The sequence below is a fragment of the Mesorhizobium sp. M7A.F.Ca.US.010.02.1.1 genome (assembly GCF_004023085.1).
Classification (GTDB): domain Bacteria; phylum Pseudomonadota; class Alphaproteobacteria; order Rhizobiales; family Rhizobiaceae; genus Mesorhizobium.
Window position 1 is genome coordinate 137,258 of the sequence record NZ_RZRV01000004.1, and the last position, 15,198, is coordinate 152,455.

Annotated in this window: 10 protein-coding genes and 1 tRNA gene; 9 read left to right on the forward strand and 2 right to left on the reverse strand. The window is 60.8% G+C overall.

Annotated features, from left to right (window positions below; translation table 11 throughout):
- Positions 1 to 3 precede the first annotated feature (3 nt).
- Positions 4 to 1,770, forward strand: a complete 1,767-nt coding sequence (locus tag EOA19_RS05655) for an adenylate/guanylate cyclase domain-containing protein (protein WP_031213570.1) — start codon at positions 4 to 6, stop codon at positions 1,768 to 1,770.
- Positions 1,771 to 1,852: 82 nt separating this feature from the next.
- Here the strand turns inward: EOA19_RS05655 and EOA19_RS36520 are convergent, their stop codons facing one another.
- On the reverse strand, positions 1,853 to 2,533 hold the full coding sequence (locus EOA19_RS36520; RefSeq protein ID WP_348629820.1) for an EF-hand domain-containing protein: 681 nt from the start codon (positions 2,531 to 2,533) through the stop codon (positions 1,853 to 1,855).
- 338 nt (positions 2,534 to 2,871) lie between these two features.
- On the opposite strand from EOA19_RS36520, the gene EOA19_RS05665 reads away from it, so the two are divergent.
- The 5 genes from EOA19_RS05665 (at position 2,872) to EOA19_RS05685 (ending at position 9,924) form a co-directional block, all read left to right on the forward strand.
- Positions 2,872 to 6,033 carry an AAA family ATPase gene (locus EOA19_RS05665; RefSeq protein ID WP_023812755.1) on the forward strand — a complete coding sequence of 1,054 codons (3,162 nt, stop codon included), beginning with the start codon at positions 2,872 to 2,874 and terminating at the stop codon, positions 6,031 to 6,033.
- Between the two features lie 22 nt (positions 6,034 to 6,055).
- The gene (locus EOA19_RS05670; RefSeq protein ID WP_023812756.1) at positions 6,056 to 7,210 is read left to right on the forward strand and encodes a YcaO-like family protein; all 1,155 of its coding nucleotides are present in this window, start codon (positions 6,056 to 6,058) and stop codon (positions 7,208 to 7,210) included.
- Positions 7,211 to 7,214: 4 nt separating this feature from the next.
- Positions 7,215 to 7,937, forward strand: coding sequence for a TfuA-like protein (locus EOA19_RS05675; RefSeq protein WP_023812757.1), 723 nt, complete (start codon positions 7,215 to 7,217; stop codon positions 7,935 to 7,937).
- 80 nt (positions 7,938 to 8,017) lie between these two features.
- A complete protein-coding gene (locus EOA19_RS05680) occupies positions 8,018 to 9,199 on the forward strand; it encodes a hypothetical protein (RefSeq protein ID WP_023812758.1) in 1,182 nt (393 codons plus the stop codon).
- A 32-nt stretch (positions 9,200 to 9,231) separates the two neighbouring features.
- Entirely contained in the window at positions 9,232 to 9,924 is a 693-nt protein-coding gene (locus tag EOA19_RS05685) for a hypothetical protein (RefSeq protein WP_128302964.1), read from the forward strand.
- A gap of 611 nt (positions 9,925 to 10,535) precedes the next feature.
- Here EOA19_RS05685 and EOA19_RS05690 read toward each other — a convergent pair.
- Positions 10,536 to 10,612: transfer RNA gene (locus EOA19_RS05690), tRNA-Pro, on the reverse strand.
- 200 nt (positions 10,613 to 10,812) lie between these two features.
- Here EOA19_RS05690 and EOA19_RS05695 point away from each other — a divergent pair.
- Genes EOA19_RS05695 through EOA19_RS05705 form a run of 3 tightly spaced genes read left to right on the forward strand, consistent with a single transcriptional unit; the run spans position 10,813 to position 15,195 of the window.
- On the forward strand, positions 10,813 to 12,333 hold the full coding sequence (locus tag EOA19_RS05695; protein WP_128302965.1) for a phosphomannomutase/phosphoglucomutase: 1,521 nt from the start codon (positions 10,813 to 10,815) through the stop codon (positions 12,331 to 12,333).
- Positions 12,334 to 12,344: 11 nt separating this feature from the next.
- Positions 12,345 to 14,582, forward strand: coding sequence for a mannose-1-phosphate guanylyltransferase/mannose-6-phosphate isomerase (locus EOA19_RS05700; RefSeq protein ID WP_128302966.1), 2,238 nt, complete (start codon positions 12,345 to 12,347; stop codon positions 14,580 to 14,582).
- 4 nt (positions 14,583 to 14,586) lie between these two features.
- On the forward strand, positions 14,587 to 15,195 hold the full coding sequence (locus EOA19_RS05705; RefSeq protein ID WP_128302967.1) for an STM3941 family protein: 609 nt from the start codon (positions 14,587 to 14,589) through the stop codon (positions 15,193 to 15,195).
- Positions 15,196 to 15,198 lie beyond the last annotated feature (3 nt).

Consider the following 15,198-nt stretch of genomic DNA (forward strand, 5'->3'; position numbering starts at 1 on the left):
GACATGAGTGAGACCCGCAAAATAGCAGCGATCCTGGTCTCGGATGTAGTCGGCTACAGTCGGCTAGCCGGCGCGGATGAAGACCGCATCTTGGCACGGCTGCGCGCGCTGCGTAGCGACCTCATCGACCCCACCATCTCCATTCATCGTGGTCGCGTCGTCAAGCGCACTGGCGACGGGAGCCTCATCGAGTTCAGCAGCGTTGTAGAAGCAGTGCGCTGCGCGATCGAAGTGCAGAATGCCATGGTTGAGCGCAATGCCGGGGTGCCGGATGACCGCCGCATCGAGTTCCGGATCGGCATTCACCTGGGCGACGTCGTGCAAGAACGCGATGGCGACCTTATGGGCGATGGGGTCAATATCGCCGCGCGCCTGGAAGGAATCTGCGAACCTGGCAATATCTGTCTTTCCGAACAAGCCTATTGGCAGGTTAAGTCAAGGCTCGATATCGCGATCAACGATCGCGGTGAGGTGCAACTCAAGAACATTGCCTATCCGATCCGGGTTTATTCGCTGCAGGTCGGCGTCCCAACTAAGGCAAAGCCTGCGGCACCAACTGCGCCTCTTGTTCTAGAGAAGCTTTCGCAGCCGCTCGCACCGCCCGACAAGCCTTCAATTGCTGTGCTGCCCTTCATCAACATGAGTGGCGATTCCGAACAGGAATTTTTCACCGACGGGCTGACGGAGGACATCATCACCGATCTGTCGAATGTGTCCGGCTTCTTCGTGATCGCCCGCAACTCCACCTTTGCCTATAAAGGCAAGCCCACCGACGTCCGTCAGATCGCTCGCGATCTGGGCGTCAAATATGTTCTCGAGGGCAGCGCCCGCCGATCCAACCACCGGTTGCGCGTCAATGTTCAGCTTATCAATGCGGCAGAAGGCGGCGATCACGTGTGGGCCGAGCGCTTCGACCGCGAAATCGCCGACATATTCGACGTTCAGGACGAAGTCACGCGACGCGTTGTTGAAGCGATTTCTGGCAAGCTTGGTGAAAAGAAACTTGTTGCCCGTTCCCGACCGTCAAATCTCGAAGCCTATGATCTTTGTGTTAGGTCGCGAGGCAAGTGCAACAATTCCAGTTCAGACAATCGTGAGGCGTGTGCTGACCTGGAGCGTGCCGTTCAGATCGATCCAAACTACTGCGAGGGGCACAGCAATCTTGCCATCTCACTGCTATTTGGCTGGATTATCTGGGGTGAGCCACAGGAACCCAGCCGCGCAAAGGCTCTGATGCACGCGAAACGGGCCGTGAAAATCGATCCCGACGATTCCCACGCTCGCAGAATCCTAGGCTGCGTTCAGCTTTATGAGCGCAACTGGGATGAAGCAAAATCCCAATTCGATGCTGCCGTTCAGCTTAATCCCAACAATGCAGATGCGGTTGCGTGGATGGGTGAGCTGCAAATCTACTTAGGCGATCCGCAAGCGGCGCTGATAGCTTGTGGCGCAGCGCTCCGTATAAATCCTCGTCCACCCGGTTGGTATTTCTGGATCATGGGCATGGCGCAGATTTCCGCCGGTCACTACGAAGAAGCAGTTGCGTCCTTGAGCCGAGAGGAAACGTACGGGACGGGTTCGAGGGAGCACCTGGTTCCCGCGCTTGCCCTTGCCGGTCGCGTTCCTGAGGCACAGCAGGAAGCCCGCCTATTTCTGGCGGGCAATCCAAATTGGAAGGTCGGTGATTTGGTGGCGAACTCACCCTTCAAGAGCCCGAGTGATGCGCAGCCGTTAGTTGATGGCTGGCGTCTGGTGGGGTTGCGGGAATAGCGCGTTGGCAGCAAGACTGGAAAGGGGTGCTGGTTAGGGCCGCCGGGCGCCTAACAGCCAAGAGACGTCCCCTTCGCGCGACCTACGGCGTGTCTTCGCTATTAGTGCCATTTATGCTGGAGCCATGGATGAAGGACTGGATTTCGTCCAGATCGATCTTGCCATCACCATTCTCGTCGACGCTGCTGAATATCCTGCCAACCGCGCGATGAACCTCGTCCTCGGACAGCGATCCGTCGCCATCCGTGTCCAACAGCCCGAACGTCAGCCGCATGCCGGCGCCGCGCATCATTTGATGGTCCCGGTGTCCAGCCATTCTATGTCCTCGGCCCCAGTCACCATGATTCCGCCTGCGGTCGCCATGACGGCTAACTTCGTCGTGGCGGCCAGCATCCTCGTTGCGATCGCCTTGGTAGGCTCGGCTATCTTCCTCTCGGAAACGTTCTTCAGAATCGCGATCCTGCTGCATCCTATCCCGAACCGCTTGCTCAACCATCTGGCGGATCATTTCGCGTATTTTTCCATCCGCTTGTCCGGTCACATCCGGCAACTGCCCGGCGCCCGGCGGTTCGGTCGCCGGAGCGGGTGCAGGTGTCGAGGGTGCTGGTGTTCCGCTCGTCTGGGCGAGAGCCGGGGAGGCCAAGGCTATGAAAGCGGCGGCCGCGGCCGTCGTGCTGTGTGGAAATCTCATGGCATGCTCCATCGGTCGTGTCTGCTTGGACGGCCAAACTGGAACTCGATCTGATTGTCCCCCGAAGGGCATCAGGTCACGGCGAATTTAACGGGGCATGTCCCCGTCCGGGCCTCGATCACGGCCTTCGCCAGGAAATACAGCCCTCCTTGCTGAGGCACAGAAGGGAAGCCCGCCTATTTCTTGCGGGCCTGAGCGCTGCCATTCCGCTTCCCGCCCAAAATTGCCGGACAGCTTTGCACCTATCTTGGTCATCGCGTCATCCCAGCCGCCCACCAAAAGCGGCCCCATGAGCATATCTCCATAATGATCTCAGCATCGGCTTTTTCCTGCCTGACCACCGATCAAGTGTTTTGTGAACAGCATCGTGCTAATATTGCCGTCACTGCGCTCGGCGAGGAAATCGCAGCATGTCGGAAAAGGGTCCGGTCGCGTTGCCGGCGGCCTCGATGGCAACAGGTTTTCTGGGTGGCAACGGCAACAATGCGTCCGAAGCCCGGTACGAGCGCCGGATCCTGACCGCGCTCTGCTACGACCTGGTCGGATCGACCGACCTTCTTGCCATCCTGGACATCGAAGAGTTCGAGGAACTGATATCAGCCTTCCAGCGGGCCGCGAGACAGGCGGTCGCGTCGTGTTCGGGAGCCGTCCAGGTCGAGGTCGGCGATGGCGGCGTTGCTTTGTTTCGTGCCGAAATAGACGCCAAGGACGCAGCATCGCTGGCGATCCGGGCCGGGCTCGAAATCATCGACGCCTGCAGGCGCGTCGGTTCGGACAAAGGCCGCGCCGATTTGCATGTCCGGGTCGGAATCGCGACATCGATGACGCTGATCCACAAGGGTGACGCCGACACCGGTCAGGATAATGTCACCGGCCCTGCCTTCGCGATGGCCGCACGGCTCCAGGCCATCGCGCAACCAGATACGGTGTTGGTCTCGGACGCGACGCGCAACCTGGCGCGACGGTCGCATGTGTTCAGCTTCAGGGGCCCCCATGCGATCAAGGGATTTGCCGAGCCGGAGCTGGTCTGGCGCGCGCTCAGTCACAAGCGCGAGGTCGACCGCTTCTTCGCATTCGGGCAGCTGAGCAGTCCGCTCGTAGATCGCGAGGCCGAGCTCGCCAGCATCGCCGAAACATGGGCTAGTGCCGTTGCAGGAAAGGGCGGCGTGGTGGTGATCGAGGGCGAGGCGGGGATCGGCAAGTCGCGCATTCTTCACGAAGTGCGCCGGCGCACGCGCCAACAGCGCACGAAACTGCTGCTCTTCCAGTGCACGCCCGGCGGGTTGCGCTCGGCGCTGCATCCGCTGCTGCAGAACGTACGCGGCCATCTCGCCGGCAACGAAGGACAGCTGAGCGCTGCCGCCGTGGCGGAAGTATTCCGCGATCATGACGTCCACGATCCCGAAATCATCGACATCTTCTCGTTCCTGCTCGGCGCTCCGGGAGCCGATCCGATGCTCAGGGAAATCGACGCTGAGGCAATGCGCGCGAAAGCCAATTGGGCGGTTCGCCACTCGCTCGAAGCCCTGTGCGCCAGCGGACCGATCGTCCTGGTGGTCGAGGACATCCATTGGATCGACCTAACGTCGAGACAATTGTTGGCTGAGCTTGCACAGTCAGCCCGTCACTTCCCGGCGCTTGTCATCGCGACCACGCGCCCTGAATCCGGGAGCTGGCTGGCAGCATCGAATCCAAGGCATATCTCGCTAAAGCCGCTCAACAGCGAGCAAACCCGGCTGGCGATCGCGGCCATGTGGCCGCAAGGCAAGCCCTCAACTTCCCCGGAATTGCTCGACATGGTGGAACGCGTGACCGGCGGCGTCCCGCTGTTCATCGAAGAGATCTGCCAGTGGATGACGGAGAACGCGGCGTCGGCAACGGATCGGCTGGCGCAGACCGCAATGCGCAGTCATGCCTCGGTGTTCGAAAGCGTGATCGAGGCCAGGCTCGAAACGCTGGGGCCGGCCCGCGAAGTCGCGCGCGCCGCAGCCGTCGCGGGCAATCGTTTCAATCAGGAATTGCTGCGCGCCCTGTTGCCGGAGCTCGATGACGAAATCATCGCAAACGCGCTGGATTCGCTGAGCGAGGCCGGGTTCCTGATGCGCGTGCGGCCTTCCGGCGTTCCGGTCTATGGCGTGCGCCATGCGCTTATCCAGGAGACGATCTACAACGCAACGCTGCGCAAGAGACGGCAGACCTTGCATCGCCGCCTGTTTGCCGCGGTGAGCCGCAACCGAAACCTGGCCGGGTGGCTGGGCACCGCCGAGGTTGCCGAGCACGCCGAGCGCGCAGGCCTTCTGGAGGACGCGATCGCTCAGTTCGTGATCGCAGGCACGGAAAGCTCGTCCCGCTCGGCAATGGCGGAAGCGAGGCAGATACTCGAGCATGCTTTGGCGCTCTGCGAGCGCGTTGCGGCAGCCGACATGCGAGACGCGCTGCGGCTATCGGCAATGATCGTGCTCGGTCCCATCCTGACCGGTGTCGAAGGTCCGAACTCGGCGCCCGCCCGCAAATTGTACGAGGACGGCGTGGTGATCGCCCGGCGTCGGCCGGTGGCCGAGCGGGCCAAGTGGTTCCCGATCTACTGGGGCTGGTGGTTCACGGATACTGTCGTGGACGGCGAGCGCGCGGAAGTCGTGCTCAGCGATCTCAGGGATGTCGAAGATGCTGAAGTGCAACTCCAGGCCAGGCATTGCGTGTGGGCAATCGACTTCAATCTTGGCCGCCACGACCGCTGCATCGCGGCCGTCGACGCCGGACTGTCGCTCTATGAGCACGGCCAGGGCAAAGCCAATGCTGCGTTGTTCGGCGGGCATGACGCGAGGGTCTGCGGGCTCGCCCACCGCGCCTTGTCGCTTTGGTTCGTCGGAAAGCCGGCAAGCGCGATCCATTCGATGTCGGAAGCTAGGAGATGGGCTCAGCAAACCGGACATGCCGGCAGCATCGCGCATGCCTATCTCAACGAGGCGATGCTGCATTGCTATCGCCGCGATTTTTCGATGCTGCGAAGCGTGATAGCGGATCTGCGCCACTTGACGGAGCGCCATTATATGCCCGCTCTCGCCGCCGCAGCGCAAATCTTCGAAGGCTGGTGCGACGGCAACGCCGGCCAGGTCGAGAGCGGCAGGGCAAAAATGCGGCAAGGCCTTGGCCTCCATGGCGAGTTCCAGACGCCTGAGGACGAACCGGTCTATTGCGGCATGCTGGCAGAGCTTTTGACACGAACTGCCGAGGTCGATGAGGCGCTCGCACTGCTGGGCTCGGCTGTGGCGCAGGCCGAGGCCGGCGGCAGCCGCTTCTGGCTGGCAGAGCTCTACAGGCGAAGGGCGGAGCTACTTCTTCTCCAGGGCGATGCGGAGGCGGACGTAATCGCTGCCCTCGAAAAGAGCATCGCCATAGCCGCGGAGCAAAGCGCCGTGCCTTTCCTCGTCAGTACATACGAGACCCTTCAATCATCAGGCCTGTCGCCTGAACTGTCGTCGCGCTATCGCGATCGGGTCGAACGTGCGAAATCCGCTCTCGAGCCGGGCGCCGCGCTGATCGTCAATCCCGAATCGGCCGTTCGCCACTAGCCGCCCTGCAAGAGCAACCGCGATGCTGGAGCGATACAAACGCCTTGGTCCGCCGCCCGACGAGGGGCTGGCGAGCCTGATGAAGATGCGCGAAGGCCTGGGCATCACGCGGATCGCCGACATTACGGGGCTCGACCAGCTCGGCATCCCGGTCGTGCAGGTGACAAGACCTTTCTCGCTCTCCAACGCGGTCGCGCAAGGCAAGGGCGCCATCCTAGCGCAAGCCGCGATATCGGCCATGCTGGAATCGGCCGAGAGCTTCTTTGCAGAGCAGGTAGCGAATTTCAAACCAGTCGTCGGCTGCGCCGATCACTTGGGCATCCCGCCAGATCGTTTCGAACGGCATCTCCAGGGGGGCACGGCGCCCGGATGGCGTGGCAGGGAGACGGCGTGGGTAGCCGCAGACAATCTTCTTACCGGCAGCCGCGACCTGGTCCCGTTCGAGCTCGTGCACACCGCCTATGTGATTCCGTCGCTGCCCCATGACGGCATTTTCGCGGCATCGACGAGCGGTTTGGCTGCAGGCTTCGAGGAGCCGGATGCTATCGTTCATGGCATGCTTGAATGCATCGAACGCGACGCGATCGCCACGGCATATCGGACTCACGGGTTTTTCCACCGTCAACGCATCGATCCCGAGACGATCGATGATCCGTCGCTCCGCGATATCCTGGAAACTTTGGCGGCCAAGAACGTGCTGGTCGGCCTCTGGCAAGCTTTGTCGCCGTTGGGCATACCGGTGGTGTGGTGCCATCTGCTGGAAGACGAACCGACGGAAACGGTTCTTTTGGATCACCCGGCTGATGGCTCGGCCGCCGGTTTCAGTCCTGCCGGCGCGGCGGCGCACGCCATCTACGAAGCGGCCCAGGCCCGTCTGGCGGCGATCTCGGGCGCGCGCGATGACCTGACGCGCGCGTCCTATCCGAAATACCCCGATCGGCAGATGATTGCAGCGCATCGCCGGCTCCTCCGCGATGGCCCGCGCAGCGTGGATTTCCGCGCGCTCGCCGAGCAGAAGTTCAACACGGCGTCGGATGGGCTGTCGGTCCTCTTGGCAATTCTCGAAGAGAGAGGGTTCGATGCGGTTCACCTAATCCGGCTGGGAACGAAACCGCTCGACGCACTGTCGGTTGTCAGGATTGTCATCCCTGCCTTGCAGCCGCTCTTGCAGGGGTAGGATTATGCGCCCGAAACTCGTCTTCACCGGCCCTACCGTGTCCCATTCCGACGCATTGAACGTCGTCGATGCGGTATGCCTTCCCCCGGCCGTGCAAGGCTCGATCGTTTCGGCCGTGCAGCATTTCGACCCGAGTGCGATCCTTCTCATAGATGGCGGTTTTCAGACCGAGCCGGCGGTTCGGCACAAGGAAATCCTGTGGGCCCTCAGCCGCCGCATTCACGTCGTCGGCGCGGCCAGCATGGGTGCCCTTCGAGCAGCCGAGCTGTTCCCCCATATGCAAGGCGTCGGGCTTATCTACCGATGGTATCGCCGCTTCGCCTTTGCACCCGACGACGCAGTAGCGGTATTGCATGGACCGGCCGAAGTGAATTTCGCTCAATTGACGCATGCGCTGATTGACCTGCGCCGAACCCTTCGCGCTGCTTGCCGGCGCGGCGTGATTTCACCCGAACAGCAGGCGAGGCTCGAGGGTGCGGCAAAGGCCGTCAACTTTCGCGAGCGCACCCTGGCACGGATGGTTCGGGATGCGCACGACGGCAAGGGCGACGTCGAGAAATTGTGCAGGGAGCTCGGCGCGGCTTTCGTCCAGCAAAAAAAGCAAGATGCCCTGCGGGCACTCGAACTTTTGCGGGAGCAAGCATTTGAAAAAGCACACCCCATGCCGGAATTACAGCTAACCTCGGCCTTCTCCAAGGATATGGATGATGCGGGGCTGGCGCTATAGGCCCTGAGTCTCTTGGCGGCCGACGATTTACGTAACGTAAGTGCCGTGATAGCGTGGTAGCGTCAAAGGGGGCCAAGCAATTGGACGCGGTCAATCGTGTCGTTGCGCAAGATCTGTTGCTGGGAACGCGGTTCCTGGTCTACCCGCAGGTCCCTCACCTTTCGGGTTACGGAACGCCCGAAACAGTATGGATTTCTACTCCACCCGATCTGATCCGCTCCGGCCCAGAAGATCACCGCATCTACGTTCGCGATCCGCTCCTCGACAAGGAGCCTTACGACTACCCTTATCTGCCACCGTTTGTCGGCGAAATCTTTCCGCCTGCAGAGGCTGGGTTTGACGGCCATTTCGATCAGCTTTCCCTGACCTCGCGGCAGTTCCTTTCTGCGCACGCTTTCGCCTCGGTCAGCCGCGTGCTGGACATCTGGGAAAGCTACCTCGGCAAACCGATCGTCTGGTATTTTGCCGAGACTTACGAGCGGCTCGAAATCATCCCCTTCGTCGACTGGGAGAATGCGCAATCAGGCTATGGCTATCTGGAGCTCGGCCGAGAGCGCGGCATCGACGGAGGCAACTATCCCTATGCGCTCAACTTCGATGTGATCGCACATGAGGTCGGCCACGCAATCTTGTTTTCGCTGTTCGGGACACCAGCCGGCGGCCTGACTCAAGGCGATTTCGGACCGTTCCACGAGGCCAGCTCGGATCTGGTCTCGCTCTTGTCCTTCCTGAATTTCGACAGCGGCATGGACCGGCTGTTGCGGCACTGCGATGGCAACCTGCTTGTTCTCAATGAATTGAACCGGATTGCCGAACTGACCGGCGATCGGCAGATCCGCCTCGCCAGCAACGCACGCCGCATGTCGGAGGTCACGGCGGAAATCCATGACAGGTCACGGCCATTCACGGGGGCTGTGTTCGACACGATCGTCGACGTCTACCACGCGGCACTGGTGCACGAGGGGTTGGCCGACGAGCGGCTGCTGGGGATAGATATCAAGGATGTCGACCAATCCGACATGCAGCGCATCTCGGATTTCACGTCCCGCGCCTTTCGCGCTCGGCCCTTCATGTTCAAGAGCATGCTGATCAGAGCAAGGGACGAGGTGGCTCTCGCACTTGCTCAGGCATGGCCACGCCTCGATGCGGATGACCTGTCGTTCGAAAAGGCCGCGGGGTTGGTGGTGGATGCCAGCGATCGCGTTGCGCCGATGCTCGCGGAAAAATTCGATGAGAACTTTAGCTGGCGGGAGATCTTGTGAACTGAAGGATGCAGCAAAAAGGAGCGAGGAAAATGAGCGACGACTATCACCGACCGACACTAACGTTTCCATCAGGCGCTTACAACGCAACACAGGTCAGGCTCTATGGCTTGGGGGCGGAAATTGGACTCAGCGTGCCCGGTGCGCCAGCACCCTTTGGGGACACGGGCATGTATGTCGAAACCGCGCCCGGGGAACCCATCACCGATGAGCAACGTGTCAACGCACTTGAAGTGTTGGAGAAATATGACAGCAACAAAGGCCGCCAAGATATAATAAATGGAAATCTTCCATTCCCAAAGATACCAATCAGAGTCTCCTTTCATTTCAAGATAGACCTGAAGAATTTTGGCACTGCGGTTCTTTCAACAGTAGGCAGTACCTTCATGCTCGGATCATCTCCAGAGCAGAAAACATCGTGCGGGATAATTGTCGGTTATGCCTATGAGGGACATACCTACGATTTGCCAAAGCCCAAGATAATGATCATCCCGGCGTTTCCGGAGCCCAAGATTCCGGCCGACGATTCGAATTTTGACGCCAAGGAACCTGAAGGCTACGCGGTTTGGCTCGTCGATAAGCTCGACGAATGCGTGGAGTTGGAGATGAACCAAGGCTTCATTGAACAGCTCGTTCTTGACGCCAACATGCCGGGGAAGCGCTCACCAACAATGTACGCTTCCAAGATGACGATGGGCCACCGCAGCGGAAAGCTGAACGACTAGTCTCTCATGTCCCCTGTCAAGGTTGAAGGCAAGAAGGCTCGCCTGCTTGGCAGGTTTGCCATGCAGTCGGATCGGCTGAAGCTGCACAGGGCTGGGCGTTGAACTCAGAGACGACGGTTGATCAGACTCTCATCCGCGGGTTGGATACCGGCCTTCCGTGTCTTCGTCTCGGATCTGTCCTCGATCCAGGGGGCGGGCTTCCGGCGCATCGGCCCGGCCACATAACTGGCCACGGGAGTTCCCCACCTTGGCCCTACCTCCAAGATCGTCGAGGAAATCAACAGCGGTGATTTTTGATATTTTCACGGTTGTACGCAGGCCCAAGTTCCCGGGGGGAAGTAGCGGTATCCGAGCGCAACCAATGTTTGTCGTTGTCACCGCAGGCGTGTCCGGCAAACGGCATTTTAGCAGTCGCACCAGTCAACGAGTGTGTCAGCTTTGCGAGTGCTACCGCCTGAAACCGGACAGGCAGGAAGCGGCCCCATAGCAGTCATCCGACAACTGTCGGTGACTAAACGCTGCTGAGGTGCATGCGCCCGGTTCTTTCCGCTTTTCTGTGGGGAAATCTGTGGGGTATCGGGAGAAACAGACACCTAAGTGTCTGTTTTTTCTGGTCGGAGTGGCAGGATTTGAACCTGCGACCCCCTCGTCCCGAACGAGGTGCGCTACCAGGCTGCGCTACACTCCGTGACCAGACCGCGGGCTTATAGCCGCCAGACTTGGTTCCTGCAAGCGGCACGGCGGCACTTCTGTCGCATTTCGTCGGCTTTCGTCGAGCATTGCCCGAAAGGCCCGGATTCCCTTCCGGAATAAACGTGGCTTAAAGCCTTGTGTGCTAAGCCGCAGCCCTCGACAATTCGTAATTTCGGCCATTCGGAGTTTCCAGTCTTGTCCTTCAGCATCGTTGGCGACGCCCGGCCCAACAGTTTCGAATTCGAAACCACAGCGCTGATCAAGCCATCCGGCTTTCGCGAATATGATGCGCGCTGGTGGTTCGGCCATCCCGGCTCCGCGCAACGACCGGAACTCAATCTGATCGGCGTCCAGGCGCTCGGCATGGGGCTTGGTACGCTAATCCGCCGTCTCGGCGCCGGTCCCGATATCATTACCGGGCATGATTTCCGCTCCTATTCGCTGTCGATCAAACTGGCCCTGGTGTCCGGTTTGATGGCTGCAGGCGCACGGGTGAGGGACATCGGACTGGCGTTGTCGCCGATGGCGTATTTCGCTCAGTTCGCTTTGGATACGCCCTCGGTCGCCATGGTCACCGCTTCGCACAACGAAAATGGCTGGACCGGCGTCAAGATGGGTGCGGCGCGGCCGCTGACCTTCGGCCCGGGTGAGATGAGCGCGCTGAAAGCAATCGTGCTGTCCGGCGATTTTGACCTTATCGGCGGCGGCTCCTACGATTTCATCCGTGACTTTCGCGCGACCTATCTCGACGATCTGACCCGCGACAAGCGCATCGCCCGAAAACTGAAAGTGGTCGCAGCCTGCGGCAATGGCACCGCCGGCGCCTTCGCGCCGCAAGCGTTGCAGCGCATCGGCTGCGAGGTCATCGCGCTCGACGTCGAGCTCGACCATTCATTTCCGCGCTACAATCCCAATCCCGAGGACATGCGGATGCTGCATGCCATCCGGGACAAGGTGCTGGCATCAGGCGCCGACATCGGCCTTGGCTTCGACGGCGATGGCGACCGCTGCGGTGTCGTGGACAATGAAGGCAATGAAATTTTTGCCGACAAGGTCGGTGTGATGCTGGCAAGGGATATTTCCAGCCAGCATCCCAACTCGACCTTCGTCGTCGACGTCAAATCGACCGGCCTGTTCCATACCGACGCAATGCTGCGCGCCAATGGCGCCGTCACTGACTATTGGAAAACCGGCCATTCCTACATCAAGCGCCGCGTCGCCGAACTCGGTGCTGTCGCCGGTTTCGAAAAGTCGGGTCATTTCTTTTTCAATCCGCCGATCGGGCGCGGATATGACGACGGCCTGGTCACCGCCATCGCCATCTGCCAGATGCTGGATCGCAGCCCGGGCAGTTCGATGGCCGATCTTTATCGCGCGCTGCCGCTGACCTTTGGCACGCCGACCATGTCGCCGCACTGCGCGGACGAGGTGAAGTATGGTGTGGTCGAACGGGTGGTTGCCGATTTTCAGGCCATGAAGCGGGATGGAAGGGTTTTCGCTGGGCAGAAGATCGCAGACCTCATCACCGTCAACGGCGTGCGCGTCGTCGCCGACGACGGCACCTGGGGGCTGGTGCGCGCCTCGTCGAACAAACCGGAACTGGTCGTGGTGGTCGAAAGCCCGGTGTCGTCGCAGCGTCGACGGGAGATGTTCGAGGCTGTCGACGCCGTGCTGCGCCGCAGCTCCGAGGTGGGCGCCTACAACCAGACCTTTTGAATGGTAGTTGAATGACCGAGCGGATCGTCAGTTTTGTCATGAGCGGTGGCGTCGGCTCGCGGCTGTGGCCGCTGTCGCGCGAGGACAACCCCAAGCAGTTCCACGATCTGTCCGGCGACGGCTCGATGCTGGCCAAGACCTTGCGTCGGCTGACCGCCCGGCTGGAAGGCGGAACGCCGATCTTCCTGATCGCCGCGGAGCGCCATGCTGATCGCGTTCACGCCGATCTTGCTGGTCTCGACCTCGCCGGCGGCGGTCCGCTGTTCGAGCCGACCGGGCGCAACACAGCCGCCGCCGTCGCACTGGCGACGCTGCGCACACTGTCTGAATTCGGCGATAGCCTGGTGCTGGTGGTGCCATCGGATCACGAAATATCCACCGCAAGCCAATTCTGGCAGAGCGTAGAAGCCGGCACCGAGGCAGCACGCGAGGGCAGGCTGGTGGTGTTCGGCATCAAGCCGACGCAACCAGAGACCGGCTACGGCTATATCGAGGTCGCGGCCGAAAGCGGCGGCACCTTCGACGTGTCGCGCTTCGTCGAAAAGCCGGATATTGCGACTGCGCAGAGCTATCTCAAGGCCGGAAATTTCTACTGGAACACCGGCATCTTCCTGTTTCGCGCCCGCACCATGCGTGACGCCTTCATAGCGTTGCAGCCGGATATCTGGCAGGCCACCGAAGCAGCCTACAAGGCAGCGACATCGGATCTGTCCGGCCTTTACATGCCGCTGGAACTCTACGCCGCCATTCCGTCGAATTCGATCGACTACGCCATCATGGAGCGGGCAAAAGACATCGCCATGGTGCCGGCCGGCTTCCGCTGGAACGATCTCGGCTCGTGGCAGTCGCTGCTCGATGTCGGCCCCGCCGACGACCGGGGCAATGTCATCATCGGCGATGTCGTCGCTATCGATTGCGAGAATTCCTACATTCGCAGTGACGGCCGCCTGCTGTCGGCGATCGGCATGAAGGACATCGCCATCGTTTCGACATCGGATGCCACCTTCGTTGCCCCGGTCAGCCACAGTCAACACGTCAAGAAGATCGTCGAGCAGCTCGAAAAATCGGGTCGCCTGGAAACCAGGTTCACGCCGGCGCATGACCGCGTCATCGAAAGCGGCGCCTGGCGCCGGCGCGTGCATCACTGGCTGTTTCAGGAGACCTTGCCGCTGTGGTCGACATCGGGGGTCGACGAACGCCATGGCGGCTTTCACGAAGCGCTCGGCCTGGACGCCTCGCCGTTGATGAAGCCCAAGCGCATGCGCACCATGGCAAGGCAGGTCTATGCCTTCGCCGTCGCGCGGGCGCGGGGCTGGGATGGTCCGGCCGATCGGTTGATCAGCCACGGCATCGCCTTCATGGCCGGCAAGGGCCGCACCGACAAAGGCGGCTGGGTTCGCACGCTGAACGTCGACGGCTCGGTCGCCGACGCCACCGAGGATGCCTACGATCATTCCTGCGTGCTCCTGGCGCTCGCGCATGCGCATATGTCGGGCAATCCCGACGCCTTGCGCCTCGGCGAGGAAACCTTCGCCTTTCTCGATGCGCATCTCGAAGACAGCCGTATGACCGGCTTCCTTGAGACATCGGACGGCAAAGGCGAGCGCCGCTCCAACCCGCATATGCACCTGCTCGAGGCCTTTCTCGCCTGGCACCAGGCGACCGGCGAGCGCGCCCATCTGCGGCGCGCGGCGCGTATCATCGACCTCTTCCGCAGTCATTTCTTCGATCCGGAAAGCTGGACGCTTGGCGAGTATTTCGATGCCGAATGGAAACCCTCCGCCGGCGAGAAAGGGTCATGGACCGAGCCCGGCCACCATTTCGAGTGGGCCTCGCTGCTGGTCGATTTCGCTGGACGCAGCGGCCAGGCCGAGTTGAGCGGATTTGCCAGGAAACTCTACGCCTCGGCCACCGCCAATGGCCTCAACCGCGCCACCGGGCTTGCCTATGGCGCCGTCTCCAGGCAAGGCCTGCCGCTCGACCTGATATCCCGCAGTTGGCCGCAGGCCGAAGCGGTGAAGGCGGCGATCGCGCTGGATGGCTCGGGCGGCCCCGATCTCAAGCCGGAAATCGAAGCGCGCGTCGGCCGGCTGTTTCGCTGGCACATCGACCCGGCGCCGCTCGGCCTGTGGATCGACCGCATCGACGAGCGCGGCCGCTCGCTGGCATCGGACGTGCCGGCCAGCATCTTCTATCATCTGGTCTGCGCGCTGACCCAGTATCTGGACAGCACGGCGGAGAAGGGATGAGGCGTTGGGACAGACGACTGCCAAGGAATTTGTGGACGTTCCGGGTGACACAACTCTCTGGAAGACTCAGGACATTCCGCCACAAAGAATTGATCTTCCATTGGAGGTCGGTGGCCGCTTTCGTTGGTATTACCCAATCTTCGGAATCGCTGCCTTGTTGGCACTGTCCTCTTCGATAAAGTTCTATTTCGTCGCAGTCCAAAATTGGGAGCTCGGAAATTCACTCGACCGAATGGCGTGGGTAGCTGGAGTGATCGGATGCCTTTTTGTCAGCGTTCTCTTTGCGGGAATGTTGGTAAGGATGATAGTCGACGCCGCGAACTCTCTCCCATTGCTCATTCTTACCAGAGAAACGTTGTGGGATCAGCGTCAGTTAGACAAGCCAATCCAATGGAGCGATGTCGAGCGCATAAGGTTTCAGTCCGTCAGGGATACTACGGTCCTGTATCTGAAACTTGCGCAACCGGTGTATGTTAGGAGTGGACTGTTTCGGGTTGGTGGCGCGATAAAGAGCGGGCTCAGGTCAAATATAGTCGTCTTGCTGTCAGACTTGGAGGACGAGGATCTCGTTGAGAAGGTGATCGTCGCCCTTGCTAAAAAAGCCGAAATCTGAATC

What these genes read in the sequence shown, in the direction of transcription:
- EOA19_RS05655 (WP_031213570.1), top strand. Translation starts at nt 4, where the DNA reads ATGAGTGAGACCCGCAAAATAGCAGCGATCCTGGTCTCGGATGTAGTC.
- EOA19_RS36520 (WP_348629820.1), bottom strand. Translation starts at nt 2,533, where the DNA reads ATGCCCTTCGGGGGACAATCAGATCGAGTTCCAGTTTGGCCGTCCAAG.
- EOA19_RS05665 (WP_023812755.1), top strand. Translation starts at nt 2,872, where the DNA reads ATGTCGGAAAAGGGTCCGGTCGCGTTGCCGGCGGCCTCGATGGCAACA.
- EOA19_RS05670 (WP_023812756.1), top strand. Translation starts at nt 6,056, where the DNA reads ATGCTGGAGCGATACAAACGCCTTGGTCCGCCGCCCGACGAGGGGCTG.
- EOA19_RS05675 (WP_023812757.1), top strand. Translation starts at nt 7,215, where the DNA reads ATGCGCCCGAAACTCGTCTTCACCGGCCCTACCGTGTCCCATTCCGAC.
- EOA19_RS05685 (WP_128302964.1), top strand. Translation starts at nt 9,232, where the DNA reads ATGAGCGACGACTATCACCGACCGACACTAACGTTTCCATCAGGCGCT.
- EOA19_RS05700 (WP_128302966.1), top strand. Translation starts at nt 12,345, where the DNA reads ATGACCGAGCGGATCGTCAGTTTTGTCATGAGCGGTGGCGTCGGCTCG.